Genomic DNA, 15813 nt, shown 5'->3' on the forward strand with positions numbered 1-15813 from the left:
CACGATGATCGACTTGACGGTCGGCCTGGCCGAGTATTTCAGCTTTTATAACGGCGAACGCCCTCATCAGTCGTTGGGGCAAAAGACACCTGATGTCGTATATAAGACCGCGATGGGCGGTGGAGCAGTGATTGTGAATAAATACCCACGCGCGATTGATGGAACCCCTGTTCCGCTACGCTCCACAGGGGTTCCATCAATCGCGGAGTCAGCACCAGAAGTATCGGCAGAAGCTAAACCGGGGCAGCGCCGACCCGCTGCACGTGACGTTGAATGTCTAGCTTAAACCCAGTGGATTTCTGTCTTGACTCAGGGGTCCACTTCACATACCAAGTGACGACTTGATTTTGGCCACCAATAAAAAGATATAGATACAGTGAGATAGCAGCTCGATTTCATGTCGCTCCTTCTCAGGAGGTTTTTTGCTTTAGCGCGGAAGGTTGAGCTTCGTCAAGTCGCTTAAGTACTGCAAGCTGCAATGGTGGTGATTTCTGCTAAAACGCCGTTACCTTCATACCTGCAACCAGCTCTCCGCGGAAGCGAAAAACATCTTAAAATCATTAGACATAAGTCCTCCCAAGCAGGTTCTCCACATGGAAGAAACAGCCTGAGATTTGTAGACACACTTCTCGTTTTGACATCCCTCGCAAAGTCAGTAGTGTCTCCTGATTAAGTCGATTCACAAACTTACGGTTCCCAAACCCAAGTCTAAGGCTCTGGTCTCCTCTGGGCAACGAATCACATCCAAGGTGTCTGGTCCAAGGCCGCTGCCACCAGATCACCTAGTCTGTGGCGACGGTGTCCAGGCATCGCAAATCGGGTAACTGATTGTATGATTTGGCTGGTTACTTTCTGCAGGGTTGATATCCTCTGGTCCTTGCCAAAGAAACACTGACCTCGGTAGCTGCTCATCTGGCCCGACCGATGGTGGCGCCTGTGATCGGGGCACGCTCCGGCGCCACCATCGGTCGGGCCGGGTTGGATCCGGACCGCTGTCTTTTTCAGACATGATTTGTCCCTGAGCAGTGGATTACGAGAAAGACGGCGGATCCCCTATAATAATTCCAAAAGGTCTGCTGGCGGTTGGAATAAAGGTTGGAATTGCAGTTTAACGAGACAAAAAAACGGGTAGTCAGATGTAATCTAACTACCCGTTTTTATTTGCTTGGTGACCCCAAGGGGACTCGAACCCCTGTTCCCGGCGTGAGAGGCCGGTGTCCTAGGCCACTAGACGATGGGGCCGTCTGTGCGAGACAGAACCTATTACCTAAACGGGGGGGGAATGTCAAGTGATTGTTCGCTGTCTGCCCGCTATGATTGCTATCTGCCGAAGCGATGGGTTATTTCCCTGAGGTGGTTGGCCAGCTCGTCGGTCAGGAAGTGCGGGGCGCAGCGCCAGCGCCAGTTGCCTTCCGGTACGCCCGGGGTGTTCATCCGACAGTCGCTGCCGAAGCCGAGCAGGTCCTGCAGCGGGGTGATGGCCAGGGCGGCGGTCGATGACAGGGCGAGGTAGAGCAGGTCTTCGTGGATCGGGCTTTCGTCGTGCATCCGCCGGTTGGCGAAGCGCTTGATGGACTGGCGGTCGGCGTCGCTGAGGCGGTTGGAGAGAAACCAGCCGAGGGTGGTGTCGTTGTCGTGCGTGCCGGTGTAGACCACGCAATTAGGTGAGGTGAAATTGTACGGCAGGAAGGAGTTGTGCGGATTGGAATCGAAGGCGAATTGGAGGACCTTCATGCCGGGGAAACCGAGTTGGTCGCGCAGGGCGATAACCGCCGGGGTGATATCGCCGAGGTCTTCGGCGATGATGTTCAGCGGGCCGAGGGCTTCCTGCATGGCATCGAAAAAGCTCGCCCCCGGACCCGGCTCCCAGGTGCCGTTCAGCGCGGTCTCCTCCTCGGCAGGGACCGCCCAATAAGACTCAAATGCGCGGAAATGGTCGATACGGACGATATCGACTAGATTGAAGATGGTGCGCAGCCGTGACTGCCACCAGGCAAGCAACCGCCGGCGGACCGAGGCATCTTCGCTGTGCCAGCGATACAGCGGATTGCCCCAGCGCTGGCCGGTGGTGCTGAAATAGTCGGGCGGGACACCGGAAACGCGGGTGGGTTGCAGGGTCTTCTCGTCGAGTTCGAAGATATCCCGGTTGGCCCAGACGCCGGCACTGTCGAGACCGATATAGATCGGGATGTCGCCGATGAGGTGGATTTTCTTCTCTGTCGCCCGCTTTCTCAGTGTCTCCCATTGCGAGAAGAACAGGTATTGCTCGAAGCGGTAGTAGTCGATCCGCTGCCGGTAACGCTCGCGCGCCGCAGCTATGGCCGCCGGTTGCCGATGGGCCAGGGTTTTTGGCCATTTGAACCAGGGCGCCTGTTTATGGGCCTCCTTCAGGGCCATAAACAGGGCGTAATTATCAAGCCAGTCGCTTTGTTCAGACTGTTCGGCAAAACGGGCAAGGCGGTCTTTGCGGCGGGAGGTCAGTTGCGCGAAGGTATCTTCGAGCAGCTGTTTTTTTAAGGCATCGACGCGTGGATAATCTACCTGGTAGGGAGAAAAACCGCCGGCGGCTGGGAGCTGATTTTTTTGAATCAGTCCCTGTTCGTAGAGTGATTGTGGAGAGATCAGCAGGGGTGATCCGGCCCGGGCGGACGTGCTCATATACGGTGAGCTGTCGAAAACCAGGCTGGTCGGGCAGGTCGGCAGAATCTGCCAGTAACGCTGGCCGGCTGCGGCCAGATAATCGATAAAGGCCAGGGCGTCGGGGCCGATATCGCCGATGCCGAAAGGACTCGGCAAAGAGGTAATATGGGCCAGGACGCCGCTGGTACGCTCCTGGTGCAAAAAAGAGCTTTTCGTGTCGGGGGTGTCCGTTTTTGTCGACATGCGTGGTTCCTCGGGTATTGATACCGTACCGGCAGCTTCCCGCCGGCAGAAAAAAACAGTGGTCAGCTTGTTTCTGGCGTTATCGGTGATATAATGTCGTGACAGGATACAAATGACCGGTCGGCGAAGCAAGTACTCCCGGCAGTGAGCAGGGATGGCGGGCGACGGTTCCGAGATAGTGCCATGGTTCTTGCGTTTTGTTAATAGTAATGTATAATACGCTGTTTGTGTCGTTTTTTGAAAAAATATGCATGCGGTCTCTGAGCCGCTTGCATTTTTTTTGTTATGTCATAACGTTAGTGCAAGTCTTTGACGGTTTTTCGCACGTGCGTTTTGCAGTCGCTGCGCAGCCGACAGGGACATGAGCGGCGGGGTGTTGCGCCAGGGTCTGCATGCTGTTGCGAATCCGTCACGTTAATCTGCCATATATCGTGCTGCGGTGGTCTGTTGTGGTGCGGGTCCATGTGCGAGTTATCCTTCAAACCGAGTCATGGAGATAATTCACCGGTGCTTTCCGAACTCAAAGAAAACCTGCTTAAGGCTGGAAAAATAGAAGGTTGTATCAGTTTTGATGATCTGAACGACCTGTTGCCCGAAGATATTAAAGATCCTCGGGATATCGAGAAGATCTTCAACTTCCTCGGGGATCACAACATCGAGATTGTCACCGAGGAAAAATCGGGTGAGAAGCGGACCCTGTCCGGTGAAATCTGGGAAAAGAAAGACGATGATGACGGCGATCTGCAGGACGACGAGCCGGCACTCGGTCTTTCCGAAGACGACGAGCATGACGCGGAAGAAACGACGACCACCTACCTGCGGGAGATGGGTCGTTTCGACCTGCTGACCCCCGAGGAAGAGGCCAAGTACAGCAAGACCATCCGCCAGGGGTTCGAGTCGATTATCAAGGCCATCCGGGAAGACGGCTCGGCGACCAAGGAGATCGACTTGCTGCGTGAGCGTATCGACCTCTGGGAAAAGCGCGACCCGACGTTGAAGCCCAAGAAGCAGCAGCTCAATTTCATGCGTTACAACGTCTGCAGCGCCGCAAAAAAATATCCCGAGATCCGTGAGTTGTTCGAACTGCAGGCGAAAATGGAGGCCTACAGCCGCTCCATCGAGGTGGCCAAGGACACGATGATCCGGGCCAACCTGCGCCTGGTCGTATCCATTGCCAAACGCTATATGCACCAGGGACTGACCCTGGCCGATTTGATCCAGGAAGGTAACCTCGGTTTGATGCGGGCCGTTTTCCGCTTCGACTATACCAAGGGTAACAAGTTCTCCACCTATGCCAGCTGGTGGATTCGCCAGGCGATCACCCGGGCGATTCTCGACAAGACGAGGACCATTCGCTTGCCGGTCCACTTCCTCGAACTCCGCAGCCAGTTCTTCAAGGCCTTCTACGCGCTCTACAAGGAATTGGGACGCGAACCGACGCCGCTGGAGATCTCCAAGGCCACCAGCCTGCCGATGGACAAGATCCTCTCCATCCTCGAGGCGTCCCGCGAGCCGATTTCTCTGGAAACACCGGTCGGGGACGACGATTCGACGCTCGGCGATTTCCTGGAAAACCAGGAGTCGCAGTCACCGTACGAGGCGGTGCAAACCAGGGAGTTGGCCGGTCGGGTCAAGGAGATTCTGTCGACCCTGTCGGAGCGGGAGGAAAAGATTATCCGTCTGCGCTTTGGTATCGGTGAAAAGGCCGAGTATACCCTTGAAGAGATCGGCAAGCGTTTCAACGTGTCCCGGGAACGAATCAGGCAGATCGAGAAAAAGGCGCTCAACCGGTTGCGTCATTCAAGTCGGCGAGAGAAATTGAAGTATTTCATCGATTGATCCTCATCCCCGTCAACTTCCACTCCAAGCCGGTTACCGGTAACCGGCTTTTTTTATTGCCGTGAAAAATCGAATCGCAGAGGCCGGCCTGGCCGGTATCCATGACAAAGTGATCGCCGGGCAGCGCCTGGACGGTAAAGATGCACTGCACCTCTATCGCTGCACCGACATCCTGGCCGTCGGCTACCTGGCCAACCTGGTCCGGGAACGCATCAATGGCGACCGCACGTACTTCATCTACAACCAGCACATCAACTACTCCAACATCTGTACCAATCTCTGTTCGTTTTGCGCCTTCGGCCGGCGAAAAGGGGATGCACTGGCCTACGAGATGAGCGTTGACGAGGTCAAGGAGAAGGTACGTGCCCGGCTCGACGAGCCGATTGTAGAAATCCATATGGTCGGCGGCATCCATCCGGACCTGCCGTTCGACTATTATCTGGGACTGCTGCGCGGCATCAAAGAGGTGCGGCCCGATGTCCATATCCAGGCCTTTACCTGCGTTGAGATAGCCCACCTGGCTGAGTTGTACGGTCGATCTACCGAACAGACGTTAACGGCGTTGCGCCAGGCCGGACTCGGCTCGCTGCCCGGCGGCGGCGCCGAAGTATTCAGCCCCCGTATCCGCGAGAAGACCTGTAGGGATAAGCTGTCCGGCGAGGATTGGCTCGAGGTCGCTCAGACGGCTCATCGCCAGGGCCTCTATACCAACGCTACAATGCTGTACGGCCACCTGGAGACTATTGAGGAACGGGTCGACCACCTGCTCGCGCTGCGTGGTGCCCAGGATGATACCGGCGGCTTTCTAGCCTTTATTCCGCTCGCCTTTCACCCCCGCAACACGGCGCTCAGTACGCTGAGCGGGCCGACCGGCATCGATGATCTGAAAAACATCGCCGTCGCCCGACTGGTGCTCGATAATTTCCCGCATATCAAGGCCTATTGGGTGATGATCGGGCCGAAGCTGGCCCAGCTGGCCCTGTCGTTTGGCGCCGATGATATGGACGGGACCGTCAAGGAAGAGGTGATTACCCATATGGCCGGCGCCGAGACCGAGCAGGCCATCGGCAGCACCACTCTGATCGAACTGATCCGTGAGGCCGGACGGCTGCCGGTCGAACGCACTACGCTCTACGAGACCATCGCCGAGCACGGCGATGATGGGCATCGATGAGCTGCCGCGATATCCTGGCGGCGAGCGCTGCCGGTCAGCGCGTCACTGACGATGAGTTCCTGGTCCTTGCCGACCGGGCGGGCCTCTACGAGCTGGCCTGGTGCGCCGATGCGATCAGGCGGCGGCTGCATCCCGACAAGGTGGTCAGCTACGTGATCGACCGCAATGTCAACTATACCGACATCTGCATCTCCGCCTGTACTTTTTGCGCCTATTTCAAGGCGCCGGAGAGCGGCGACGGGATGGTGCTGGACCGCGACGAACTGCTGGCCAAAATCGAGGAGACCAAGAAGCTCGGTGGCACCCAGATTCTCCTGCAAGGTGGACTGCATCCCGATCTGCCATTCAGCTGGTACGAGGATATGGTTGCCGCGATCAAGGCCACCGGAATCCATTTGCACGGCTTTTCGCCGCCGGAGATTGTCCATTTTGCAGAGTTGTCCGGACTGTCGATCGGTGAGGTGATCGGGCGGTTGATTGCTGCCGGACTTGATTCGATTCCCGGCGGCGGCGCCGAGATCCTCAGTGATCTGGTGCGCCGGCGGATCGCGCCGCGCAAATGCAGCGCCGACCAGTGGCTGGAGGTGATGGAAGAGGGCCATCGGCAGGGGCTGCGGACGACGGCGACGATGATGTTCGGCCACATAGAGACCATGGATGAGAGGCTCGAGCATCTACGCCGGCTCCGCGAGCTGCAGGATCGGACCGGCGGGTTCACCGCCTTTATTCCCTGGCCGTTTCAGCCTGATCATACCGAGCTGGGACGGCAACAGCACTATTCGACAAGCGGCCAGGCCTATCTGCGCATGCTGGCCCTGTCCCGCATCTATCTCGATAATATCGCCAACATCCAGGCCTCCTGGGTCACCCAGGGGCCGAAGATCGCCCAGCTCTCCTTGTTCTTCGGGGCCAACGACTTCGGCAGCACGATGATCGAAGAGAACGTGGTCGCCGCCGCCGGCATCAGCTTTCGGCTCTCCGAGCAGGAGATCTGCCGGCTCGTCGACGATGCCGGTTTTGTCCCTCGCCAGCGCTACATGGACTACCGCCTCGTCGGCGAGCGGGGAGGTCGGTCATGAACCGGAACGATGCGACGGTACGGATTGGCATGGTGGCCTATATCAATACCGCGCCGATTCACACCATCTGGCGGGAGCGCCACTATCCTGCCGAGTGGCAGATGATCGAAGATCACCCGGCGGCGCTCAACGAGCAATTGGCTGCCGGCGACATCGACCTGGGCTTTTGTTCTTCGCATGAATACGGGATCAGGCCCGATCGGTATCGAATTCTCGGGGATCTCTCGATCAGCGCCAACGGGCCGGTCGGCTCCGTATTTCTCTTTTCGCGAGTCAAACCGGAAAAACTGGCCGGTGAAACAGTACTGCTGTCCGCTCAGTCTAAGACCTCTGTCTGCTTGGTGCGGATCGTGCTGGAGAAATTTTACCGGGTGCAGCCGGTTTACTGCTGCGGCGAGGTGGCCTCGGCCAGGCAGCTTGGGGCGAAAGGGATATTGGCTATCGGCGACGACGCATTGCGCTTGAAATTGGAAGGATCGTATCAATATTGTGTTGACCTTGGCGAGGCCTGGCAGCAGGAGACCGGCCTGCCGTTCGTCTTTGCCGTCTGCGCGGTGCGCGACGAGTTCTGCCGTACCCAGCCGGAACTGGTGGCTCGTGTTCACCGGGCGCTGGTGGATTGCCGGGACGAGGGGCTGCGACAACTCGACCGGATTTGCCGGCTGGCGGCGCCACGCATTCCGATGGAGGTGGATAGTTGTCACTCCTATCTGCAGGCCATTCACTATGACCTCGACGAGGCCAAGCAGCGGGCGTTGGCCACCTTTTACCGGGCCCTGGTCGATTTCGGCGAGGCTTCCGAGGCGGCCCTGCCGCTCAAAATTCACCCGCTGCATCACGATATCCGCGGAGCGTTTGATGAATAACCAAAGACTGCGGGAGCAACGGCTATGAGCGGGGTGCGAAAACTACTCGTGGCCGTGACCGGTGCCTCCGGGATGCTGTATCTCAAAGCCTTTCTCGATCAGTGTGCCAGGTTGCCGGACCTGGAGGTGCATGGCATCTGTTCTGAGGCCGGCGACAAGGTGCTGCGTCTTGAAGAAGGATTAGCGCCTTCTGAGTTGACCGCTGTCTCGCGCTGGTTTGCTATTGATGACTTTGCCGCGCCGCCGGCCTCCGGATCCAGCGATTACCAGGCGATGGTCGTGCTGCCCTGTTCGATGGGGACGCTGGCGGCTATTGCCCAGGGACTGTCTATCAACCTGATCCACCGCAGTGCCGACGTTATGCTCAAGGAACGGCGCCAGCTGGTGCTGGCGGTCCGGGAAACGCCATTGAATCGTAATCACCTGCAGAACATGCTGGCGGCCCATGATGCCGGCGCGGTGATCTGCCCGCCGATGCCCAGTTTTTATCTCAAACCGGTCGATCTTGCCGAGGCGGCGCAGTTCTATGCCTGGCGAGTGCTGGATCAGATCGGTATCGAGGTGGCCGACCGGCGACGATGGGGGAGCTGAGCGCCGTGTGGAAAAAGTTTACCATACTGCTGGAGATGATCAAGTTCAAGCTGACCGTCTTCGCACTGCCGTTTGCCTTCACCGGAGCGTTTCTCTCCGCCCGGGGACTGCCCGCGCTGTCGGTCTTTTTCTGGATCGTCGTGGCCATGGTCGGGGCCCGGACCTGCGCCATGGGGTTTAACCGGATCGTCGATCGCCGTTTCGACGCCGATAATCCGCGAACCGCCGAGCGGGCCCTGCCGGCCGGACAGGTGCGGCTCCTCGAGGCCTGGCTGCTGGTACTGGGTGCCGGCGCCCTGTTTTTCTTTGCTTGCTGGCAGCTCAATCCCCTGACCCTGCAGCTGGCGCTGCCGGCCCTTGGCCTGACACTGCTCTATTCGCTGACCAAGCGGTTTACCGCGTTCTGCCACCTGATCCTCGGAGTGGCGCTGTCGATGGCGCCGCTGGGTGGCTGGGTTGCGGTGTCCGGCTCACTGGCCGGTTATCCCTGGGTGCTGTCGCTCGGCGTCGTCTTCTGGGTGGCCGGCTTTGACACCGTTTATGCCTGCCTCGATGCCGATTTTGACCGGCGGATCGGGCTTTATTCGCTGCCGTCGCGTCTCGGCAGGCGCAACGCCTTTCGGCTGGCCGGCGTTTTCCATCTGCTGGCCTTTGTGCTTTTTGCCGTGACCGGCTGGCAGCAGCAGCTCAATGCCTGGTATTTTGTCGGCCTGGTGGTTACCGCCGGTGCCCTCTGTTACCAGCACCTGATTGTCAGTCCGTCCGACCTGTCACGCATCCACGCCTCGTTTTTCTCGATGAACGGCCTGATTTCTATCGTCATTTTCTGCGCCACCTGGCTGGCGCTGGCTACCGGCTGAAGGTGCGGGTAATGAAGACAGGGCTGAGTTGTTTTTTGATGGTCCTGTTCTTTATCGCCGGCTTTATGCCCGTCGCGGCAGCGGATCAGGACAAACAACAGAGCGCCGTGCCGGCCGACATCCCCCGCGGCGTGATTGATCCGGAGCTGCTGTCAACAGCCTATCGGGGCGATGAGAGGTTGCGCTTCGATGTCTCTTACACCGGCGGACTCAAACTCGGCGAGCTGCACATCGCCGTGACCCGGCTCGATGAGCGGCCGGACAGTTATCAGATCCATGCCCGGGTGACCACCGATGACGGCTTGTTTTCGGCGCTGTATCCGATCGAGGACGTCCACGTCACCAAGGTCTCCGGCCCGCAGCGGCTGCCCTATTATTACGAGGTCTGGCAGCAGGAGGGCTTCAGCTACGAGGCCCACCGGGTGACCAAATACGACCAGCGGCGCGGCAGGATCGCCTACTGGCACAACGAGAAGCCGGCCGAGATTTTCCAAGTCGGCAGCCATATCCAGAACGAGTTTTCCTCTTTTTTCGCCAGCCGCATCATGGATTTGACTCCCGGTCGACCCTTTGTCGTCTCGACCTTTGCCGACTACCGGCGCAACGAGGTGGTGGTCATGGTCCGGGACCGGGAACAGGTGGCGGAGAGCTTGTTTGATACCGTCGATACGGTGGTGGTCGAGCCGATCATGAAATTCAGCGGCCTTTACGACAAGCGTGGAGATACGGTAATCTGGTATACGGACGACCGGTGCCGAGTGCCGGTTCTGGTCAATTCCAAGCTGCTCATCGGTTCGCTGACCGCCCGTCTGGTCGCCTATCACAATCCGGCCTGCCCGGACTATCACGCCCGGGTGGCAAAGAAGTATCAGGATGAGTATCCGGACTATCAACCCGAAACGAAATAAAGATCTTTTGCCGTAAGGAGGAATAAGCGATGACAGATGCGGTATTGACCACGGATTTCCCCGGCCTGACTCTCGTTCATCGAGGCAAGGTGCGGGATATGTACGCAATCGACGGCCATGACGAGATGCTGCTGATGGTCGCCACCGATCGGATCTCCGCCTATGATGTGGTTATGGACGATCCGGTGCCCGGCAAGGGCAAGGTGTTGACCGAGCTTTCACTCTTCTGGTTCGACCTGCTCGGCGATATCGTTGAGAATCACCTGATCAGCGCCGACCCGGCCAGCTACCCGGAGGCCTGCCGGCCTTATGCCGAGTTATTGGCCGGCCGCTCGATGCTGGTAAAGAAGACCCGTCCGCTGCCGGTGGAGTGCATCGTGCGCGGTTATATCTCCGGATCGTTCTGGAGCGCCTACAAAAAAGACACCACGGTCTGCGGATTTGCGCTGCCGGCCGGCATGCAGGAGTCGGATCGGTTCCCGGCGCCGCTCTTTACCCCGTCGACCAAGGCCGAAATCGGCGACCACGACGAAAACATCTCTCTTGATCAGCTCAAAGACATTGTCGGGACTGCGCGTGCCGAGGAAATCGCCGATATCAGCGTCCGCCTCTATCAAAAAGCGGCTGATTACGCACTGACCAAGGGCATTATCATTGCCGATACCAAGTTCGAGCTCGGGGAGATAGACGGCCGCCTGATCCTCATCGACGAGGTACTCACTCCCGACTCGTCGAGGTTCTGGCCTCTGGACGACTATCGGCCGGGGCAGGGACAGCCGAGCTTTGACAAGCAATTCCTGCGCGATTATCTCAGCTCGCTTGACTGGGACAAGACGCCGCCGCCGCCGGCGCTGCCCCGGGAGATCGTTGACAAGACCCGGCTTCGCTACGAGGAGGCGCTGGCCAGGATAACCGGCGGCTGAATTACGGTTCGGCAGGCATTGAGGCAGGTCGGCCTGCCTCAATGCCTGCCGGTCAGGTCTCTTCGATGCAGGATCGCAGCGTTTCTTCGAGGTTCGGGGAAACGAAACGATAACCGTGTTCGGTCAAGACCTGCGGGACGACTCTGGAACTCGACAGAACCAGTTCTTCGCCCATCTGGCCGAAGACGGTTTTAGCAACGAAGGCCGGCATATTCATCACCGTCGGCCGGCCGACCACCGAGCCCAGTGTCTTCGTGAAGTCCCGGTTGGTGACCGCTTCCGGCGCCACCATGTTGACCGATCCGCTGATATCGTCGCGCTCCAGCAGGAAGAGAAACATCCGCACCACATCGTCGATACCGACCCAGCTCACGTATTGCTGGCCGTTGCCGACAACGCCGGCGATGCCCAGTTTGAACGAGGGCAGCATTGTCGACAGGGTGCCGCCATTGCCGCTGAGCACCATGCCGATGCGGCAGTTGACCACGCGAATCCCGGCCTGCCGGGCCGGCTCGGTCGCACTCTCCCAAGCGCGGCAGACCTTGGCGACGAAGTTGTCGCCGCTGGTGCTCGTCTCCCTGAGCAATGTGTTGCCGCGGTCGCCGTAGTAGCCGGTTGCCGAGGCCGAGAGCAGCACCCGTGGTTTGACCGGTAGGCCGGCGCAGAATGTGGCCAGCTCCGTTGTCCCGGCGACCCGGCTCTCCATGATGAGCTTCTTTTTCCGGACGGTCCAACGGCCGGAAGCGATATTGTCGCCGGCCAGGTTGATTACCGCGTCGAAGGTCGGCATGCCGTGCTCGTCGCCGATCCGGGCGAGGTTCCAGAAGCCCTGGTCCCCGTTATTTCGATTTCGCTGCAGGCTGAAAAACGAGTGGCCGGCGGCGAAAAGAAATTCGGCAAGAGCGCTGCCGACCAGGCCGGATGCCCCGGTAATCAGAATATTCATGTCGCTTCCCCTTGGAAAGAGCTGGCGGTATCGTTTCGCCGCAGGAGGTGGAGAGTACCGGATTTACTGCCCGTGCCGGGATGATGCAATCATTTTCTGGAGGTCTGCGACGATGTCGTCGCAGACCTGGTCCTGATCCCGGCCGTTGCTGTCGATGGTGATGTCGGCATAGCTGCTATAGAGTTCGCTGCGTTCCCGGAACAGATCGAGAAAACTCTGATCGGGGTGCTTGGCCAGCCCCCTGGTCTCGTAATCGTGAACCCGCTGGTTGAGCGTCTGCAGGCTGGCGGTGAGATAAACGATGACACCGTTTTTTTTCAGGTGTTCCATGGCCAGCGCACTGTAGGGGGCACTGCCGCCGGTGGCGATGACGTGGTGGTCGCAGGTGATGTCGAGCAGGACGCGTTGCTCGATTTCCCGGAGCACCAGGTAGCCGTCCTGGTCGACGATCTCCTGCAGCGTTCGTCCCTCAACCAATTGAATCAGAATATCGCTGTCCAGGTAGGGGCGAGCCAGGCGTTTGGCGAGTATGACGCCGACGGTGCTTTTCCCCGACCCCGGCATACCGATTAAAACCAGGTTTCTGTTATCGTCCATTCCTTCCTCGTCCGGTGTTGATTATCTGTTTCGCTCAGAATGAAACCGCTTGTCGTGAGCGGCAGCCCGACCGGTGCCGGCCGGGCTCTCTTCTCTGTGAGTCGTCTCCTTCCCGAATATCAGCGTTGTTCGTGCCGCCGCAGCTGCGTTGAGATGCATTGAACGAGTAGCAGGGAAACACAACTCATGGCGGCGCCGGCAAAGAAGACCAGCCGGTAGTCGATCAGCCAGAGCAGGCCGCCGAGGGCCGGCAGGAAAACGGCGGCGATATGGTTGATGGTGAAACCGACGGCCATACTTGGCGCGATATCCTGAGGATCGGCTATTTTCTGGAAGAAGGTGCGAATGGCGATGGCAAAGTTGAAAAAAATGTGATCGAGGATATAGAGTACTCCGATCATCAGCTTCGAATCGGTGAGGGTGTAGGCGATGAAGATGAAAATCAGGCTGAAATATTCGAGCGACAGCACGCGCCTCTCGCCGAAACGGACGATGCAAGTGCCGATCAGACGGCTGAGAAAGAAATTGATGACGTTGTTGAGCAGAAACAGAACGGCGATTTCCGACACGGTAAAAGAAAATTTCTTGACCATCAGGAAAACGGCAAAAGCGACGAAGATCTGGCGCCGGGCTCCGGCCATGAAAGTCAGGCAATAGTAGAGCCAGTAGCGGCTTCGTACTACCATTGAGCGGCGTTGCGGCGCCAGGGTCCGATCGACCGGATCCCGGGTCATGGCCCAGAAGGCGGCACCGATGATCAGCAGGCCGAAGAGTAGATAGAGGTGACGGTATTGGAGGAACGGCGCCAGTGACAGGATGATCAGGCCGGTAACGACGTTGGTTGCTGCGGTGAAGCTGCGCAATCTGCCGAAGATCAGCGGTGCGGTCAGTTTATCGAAATATTGCAGGGTCAGCGACTGGTTGGTGGTCTCGAAATAGTGGAACCCGAAGCTCATCACCAGGGTGGTCAGGATCATGCCGTAAAAACTCGGCAGCAGACCGGTGATCGATACACCGACGCCGAGCACCAGGACGGCCAGGGCCGACAGCCGGTGCTCCTTGATAATAAGCAGCAGATAGACGACGAGCAGCGACAGCAGGCCGGGGATTTCCCGGACTGACTGGATGATGCCGATGTGCTGCCCTTCCAGGTGGACGATATTGACCGCGAAGTTGTCGAACAGGGTCTGCCAGACCTGCAGTCCGGCGGTGTTGCAGATGGTCAGCACCAGCAGGAAGATGTACATGTTGTGTTGGTTCAGCCGGGCCATCGTCATCCTTGTGTCCACTGCGAGAAGAGAAGCGCTTACTAAACGGAAAAAGGTGCTGTCCGTCAAATACAAATTGAGCGGGCAGGGGGTGCTGACACCAGCCGAGCGACAGGAATAGTACCTTTTCGAAAGGAAATTATTGAGTAATTGGAAAAAGTTTACTAAAGAATTTGCTAGTGGGGATAAAGAGGCGTCGCCTGGCCGATGAAGCTTCGCTCTTTTCGGACGCGAAGTTGTCGGGCGGGCGGTGCGCCATATGAGCCTGGTTATGCCGGGAGGTTGTCCTGAGATGGAAGCGTTTTTCAACAAAATCATGGCGTTTGTCGATTCGACCGAGTTGATCGATCAGGTGAAAGATGTCGATTATGTCGGTCTCTTCACCAACCCGTGGTTTCTCGTACCGTTCATAGTGCTGGTCGGTTATCTGCTGTTTAAGCAGAAATGGCGTGATATCATTTTTCTGGTTATTTTCTTCGGTATCTGGTGGGCCAGCGGCACCGAGTACATGCAGACGCTCGTGGTCGGTGACGAGTTGCAGGTGAGCAAAGTCCTGCCGGTCCTGTTTGGCGGTGCCGCCGTACTGGGCATCATCGTTTATCTGCTGTTCGGTAGATCCGACTAGACGGGGAAGGATAAGGGGGCGCGGTCTGCTTTACGGCCAGCTGGTCGGCAGGTTTGCCCTGATTCATTGCAGCTGTCATAATCCGGTACCATATGCGTTTTCGAAACGGCATCTTTATCATCACTGAAGAAAACAATTGTCCATTCTACAACGTCGGCGAAGAGATGGAGGTGACCGAGGGGGCCTTGAAAATGCCTGCCGGGAAGACCACCTGTCTGGTCTTGGCCAAGGACATCATCGATCTGACAACAGAAGATGTCGCCTACGAGAAGCTACATCAAGGAACCAGCGAGAAGACCAAGTTCGAATGCGGCGGCTGTACCGGCATTATCCGCTTTGAGTTCAAAAAGGAGAAGGGCTTCGCAACGCTGCAGATGAATCTGCTGGCGGCGGCCGAGCGCAAAGAGAAGATCAAAGAGGTTGCGCAGTATGCGGTTACCCTGCGGGCCATTACGCTGTTCAGCGCCCTGTCCGACGACGATTTGCTCGACCTTTCGACACTGCTCGAATTCGAGGACTATGACTGGGGTTTTCCGATTGCCCAGAAAGGCGATCCCGGACTTAAACTCTATGTCATCATTTCCGGAAAAGTGGAGGTCGTCGACGATGATGGCGTGGTCCTGGCGGAAATGGGGACCGGTGACGTATTCGGCGAGATGAGCCTGCTGTCCGGCGGCCCGGTGACGACTACCATTCAGGCGGCGCAGCCGTGCAAAATAGCCACGCTCAGTCAGAAAAACTTCCGGCACGTGCTCAACCGTTATCCGGCCCTGCAGATTTTCTTCTACAAGCTGCTCGTCAGCCGAATCACCAAGATCAACGAACAGCGGGCCGAGGAGTTGTCTTCGGGGATGGTCGGCCAGCTGAGCGATATCTCGGCGGTTGAACTCTGCCAGATGATCAACAGCAACCAGAAGACCGGCCATCTAAAGATCGAAACCAATGATACGAGCGGCCGAATCCTCTTTCACGAAGGTGAAGTCGTCAAGGCCGACTTTGGCTACAACCAGGGGAAAGAGGCATTTTACGAGGTCCTTGGCTTGACCGACGGCAGGTTCAAGTTCGTCCAGGGACTCACCAGCAACGATCGCAAGCTCCCGGTGATCGGCGGGTTCATGGCCATGCTGATGGAAGGCATGAAACGTCTCGACGACCTTCGTCACTGACCTGTTCCGGTCGGCTCTCTTCCGGAAAACGAGCATCTCCGGGCCCTGCCATGAGTCGACCGGCCTGTGTGTTTAACAATCTTCGCCG

Annotated in this window: 14 protein-coding genes, 1 tRNA gene and 1 pseudogene; 11 read left to right on the top strand and 5 right to left on the bottom strand. The window is 57.9% G+C overall.

Annotated elements, in window-relative coordinates; translation table 11 throughout:
* A pseudogene (locus tag BUC26_RS24225) lies at nucleotides 1–145 on the top strand (integrase core domain-containing protein); the annotation flags it as partial.
* A 1021-nt stretch (nucleotides 146–1166) separates the two neighbouring features.
* On the opposite strand, the gene BUC26_RS18530 reads toward BUC26_RS24225, so the two are convergent.
* Nucleotides 1167–1242, bottom strand: a tRNA-Glu gene (locus BUC26_RS18530).
* A gap of 78 nt (nucleotides 1243–1320) precedes the next feature.
* Nucleotides 1321–2883, bottom strand: a complete 1563-nt coding sequence (gene malQ, locus BUC26_RS18535; RefSeq protein ID WP_073378470.1) for a 4-alpha-glucanotransferase — start codon at nucleotides 2881–2883, stop codon at nucleotides 1321–1323.
* Between the two features lie 462 nt (nucleotides 2884–3345).
* On the opposite strand from malQ, the gene BUC26_RS18540 reads away from it, so the two are divergent.
* Genes BUC26_RS18540 through BUC26_RS18575 form a run of 8 tightly spaced genes read left to right on the top strand, consistent with a single transcriptional unit; the run spans nucleotide 3346 to nucleotide 11123 of the window.
* Nucleotides 3346–4722 (top strand): sigma-70 family RNA polymerase sigma factor, encoded by a 1377-nt coding sequence (locus BUC26_RS18540; protein WP_244155902.1) that lies wholly within the window; start codon nucleotides 3346–3348, stop codon nucleotides 4720–4722.
* Nucleotides 4723–4777: 55 nt separating this feature from the next.
* Nucleotides 4778–5896 carry an aminofutalosine synthase MqnE gene (mqnE, locus tag BUC26_RS18545; RefSeq protein ID WP_073378474.1) on the top strand — a complete coding sequence of 373 codons (1119 nt, stop codon included), beginning with the start codon at nucleotides 4778–4780 and terminating at the stop codon, nucleotides 5894–5896.
* The gene (gene mqnC, locus BUC26_RS18550) at nucleotides 5893–6975 is read left to right on the top strand and encodes a cyclic dehypoxanthinyl futalosine synthase (protein WP_073378476.1); all 1083 of its coding nucleotides are present in this window, start codon (nucleotides 5893–5895) and stop codon (nucleotides 6973–6975) included. Before mqnE ends, mqnC begins: the two co-directional genes overlap by 4 nt.
* Entirely contained in the window at nucleotides 6972–7841 is an 870-nt protein-coding gene (locus BUC26_RS18555) for a menaquinone biosynthetic enzyme MqnA/MqnD family protein (RefSeq protein ID WP_073378478.1), read from the top strand. Before mqnC ends, BUC26_RS18555 begins: the two co-directional genes overlap by 4 nt.
* 24 nt (nucleotides 7842–7865) lie before the next feature.
* The gene (locus BUC26_RS18560) at nucleotides 7866–8432 is read left to right on the top strand and encodes a UbiX family flavin prenyltransferase (RefSeq protein ID WP_208609835.1); all 567 of its coding nucleotides are present in this window, start codon (nucleotides 7866–7868) and stop codon (nucleotides 8430–8432) included.
* Between the two features lie 5 nt (nucleotides 8433–8437).
* Nucleotides 8438–9292: a UbiA-like polyprenyltransferase gene (locus tag BUC26_RS18565; RefSeq protein ID WP_073378540.1), complete on the top strand. Its 855-nt coding sequence runs from the start codon at nucleotides 8438–8440 to the stop codon at nucleotides 9290–9292.
* Nucleotides 9293–9303: 11 nt separating this feature from the next.
* On the top strand, nucleotides 9304–10200 hold the full coding sequence (locus BUC26_RS18570) for a DUF3108 domain-containing protein (RefSeq protein WP_073378479.1): 897 nt from the start codon (nucleotides 9304–9306) through the stop codon (nucleotides 10198–10200).
* A gap of 29 nt (nucleotides 10201–10229) precedes the next feature.
* Nucleotides 10230–11123 (top strand): phosphoribosylaminoimidazolesuccinocarboxamide synthase, encoded by an 894-nt coding sequence (locus tag BUC26_RS18575; protein ID WP_073378481.1) that lies wholly within the window; start codon nucleotides 10230–10232, stop codon nucleotides 11121–11123.
* A gap of 52 nt (nucleotides 11124–11175) precedes the next feature.
* Here BUC26_RS18575 and BUC26_RS18580 read toward each other — a convergent pair whose 3' ends face one another.
* From BUC26_RS18580 to BUC26_RS18590, 3 genes are all read right to left on the bottom strand, one after another.
* A complete protein-coding gene (locus BUC26_RS18580; protein ID WP_073378482.1) occupies nucleotides 11176–12069 on the bottom strand; it encodes a TIGR01777 family oxidoreductase in 894 nt (297 codons plus the stop codon).
* A gap of 63 nt (nucleotides 12070–12132) precedes the next feature.
* Nucleotides 12133–12666 carry a shikimate kinase gene (locus BUC26_RS18585; protein WP_073378484.1) on the bottom strand — a complete coding sequence of 178 codons (534 nt, stop codon included), beginning with the start codon at nucleotides 12664–12666 and terminating at the stop codon, nucleotides 12133–12135.
* A gap of 119 nt (nucleotides 12667–12785) precedes the next feature.
* Nucleotides 12786–13937 carry an MFS transporter gene (locus BUC26_RS18590; RefSeq protein ID WP_073378486.1) on the bottom strand — a complete coding sequence of 384 codons (1152 nt, stop codon included), beginning with the start codon at nucleotides 13935–13937 and terminating at the stop codon, nucleotides 12786–12788.
* Between the two features lie 289 nt (nucleotides 13938–14226).
* Between BUC26_RS18590 and BUC26_RS18595 the strand changes: the two genes are divergently transcribed.
* Together BUC26_RS18595 and BUC26_RS18600 are read left to right on the top strand one after the other, a co-directional pair.
* Complete coding sequence (locus BUC26_RS18595) at nucleotides 14227–14559, top strand: hypothetical protein (RefSeq protein WP_073378488.1); 333 nt, start codon at nucleotides 14227–14229, stop codon at nucleotides 14557–14559.
* Between the two features lie 92 nt (nucleotides 14560–14651).
* Nucleotides 14652–15725, top strand: coding sequence for a DUF4388 domain-containing protein (locus BUC26_RS18600; protein WP_073378490.1), 1074 nt, complete (start codon nucleotides 14652–14654; stop codon nucleotides 15723–15725).
* Nucleotides 15726–15813 lie beyond the last annotated feature (88 nt).

It is taken from the genome of Desulfofustis glycolicus DSM 9705 (assembly GCF_900130015.1).
GTDB lineage: Bacteria > Desulfobacterota > Desulfobulbia > Desulfobulbales > Desulfocapsaceae > Desulfofustis > Desulfofustis glycolicus.

Bases quoted from the DNA above. Each gene is read 5' to 3' on its own strand.
- BUC26_RS18570 (WP_073378479.1), top strand. From the start codon at position 9,304: ATGAAGACAGGGCTGAGTTGTTTTTTGATGGTCCTGTTCTTTATCGCC.
- BUC26_RS18560 (WP_208609835.1), top strand. From the start codon at position 7,866: ATGAGCGGGGTGCGAAAACTACTCGTGGCCGTGACCGGTGCCTCCGGG.
- BUC26_RS18555 (WP_073378478.1), top strand. From the start codon at position 6,972: ATGAACCGGAACGATGCGACGGTACGGATTGGCATGGTGGCCTATATC.
- BUC26_RS18585 (WP_073378484.1), bottom strand. From the start codon at position 12,666: ATGGACGATAACAGAAACCTGGTTTTAATCGGTATGCCGGGGTCGGGG.
- BUC26_RS18590 (WP_073378486.1), bottom strand. From the start codon at position 13,937: ATGGCCCGGCTGAACCAACACAACATGTACATCTTCCTGCTGGTGCTG.
- BUC26_RS18575 (WP_073378481.1), top strand. From the start codon at position 10,230: ATGACAGATGCGGTATTGACCACGGATTTCCCCGGCCTGACTCTCGTT.
- BUC26_RS18595 (WP_073378488.1), top strand. From the start codon at position 14,227: ATGGAAGCGTTTTTCAACAAAATCATGGCGTTTGTCGATTCGACCGAG.
- BUC26_RS18600 (WP_073378490.1), top strand. From the start codon at position 14,652: ATGCGTTTTCGAAACGGCATCTTTATCATCACTGAAGAAAACAATTGT.
- mqnC (WP_073378476.1), top strand. From the start codon at position 5,893: ATGAGCTGCCGCGATATCCTGGCGGCGAGCGCTGCCGGTCAGCGCGTC.
- malQ (WP_073378470.1), bottom strand. From the start codon at position 2,883: ATGTCGACAAAAACGGACACCCCCGACACGAAAAGCTCTTTTTTGCAC.
- BUC26_RS18540 (WP_244155902.1), top strand. From the start codon at position 3,346: ATGTGCGAGTTATCCTTCAAACCGAGTCATGGAGATAATTCACCGGTG.
- BUC26_RS18580 (WP_073378482.1), bottom strand. From the start codon at position 12,069: ATGAATATTCTGATTACCGGGGCATCCGGCCTGGTCGGCAGCGCTCTT.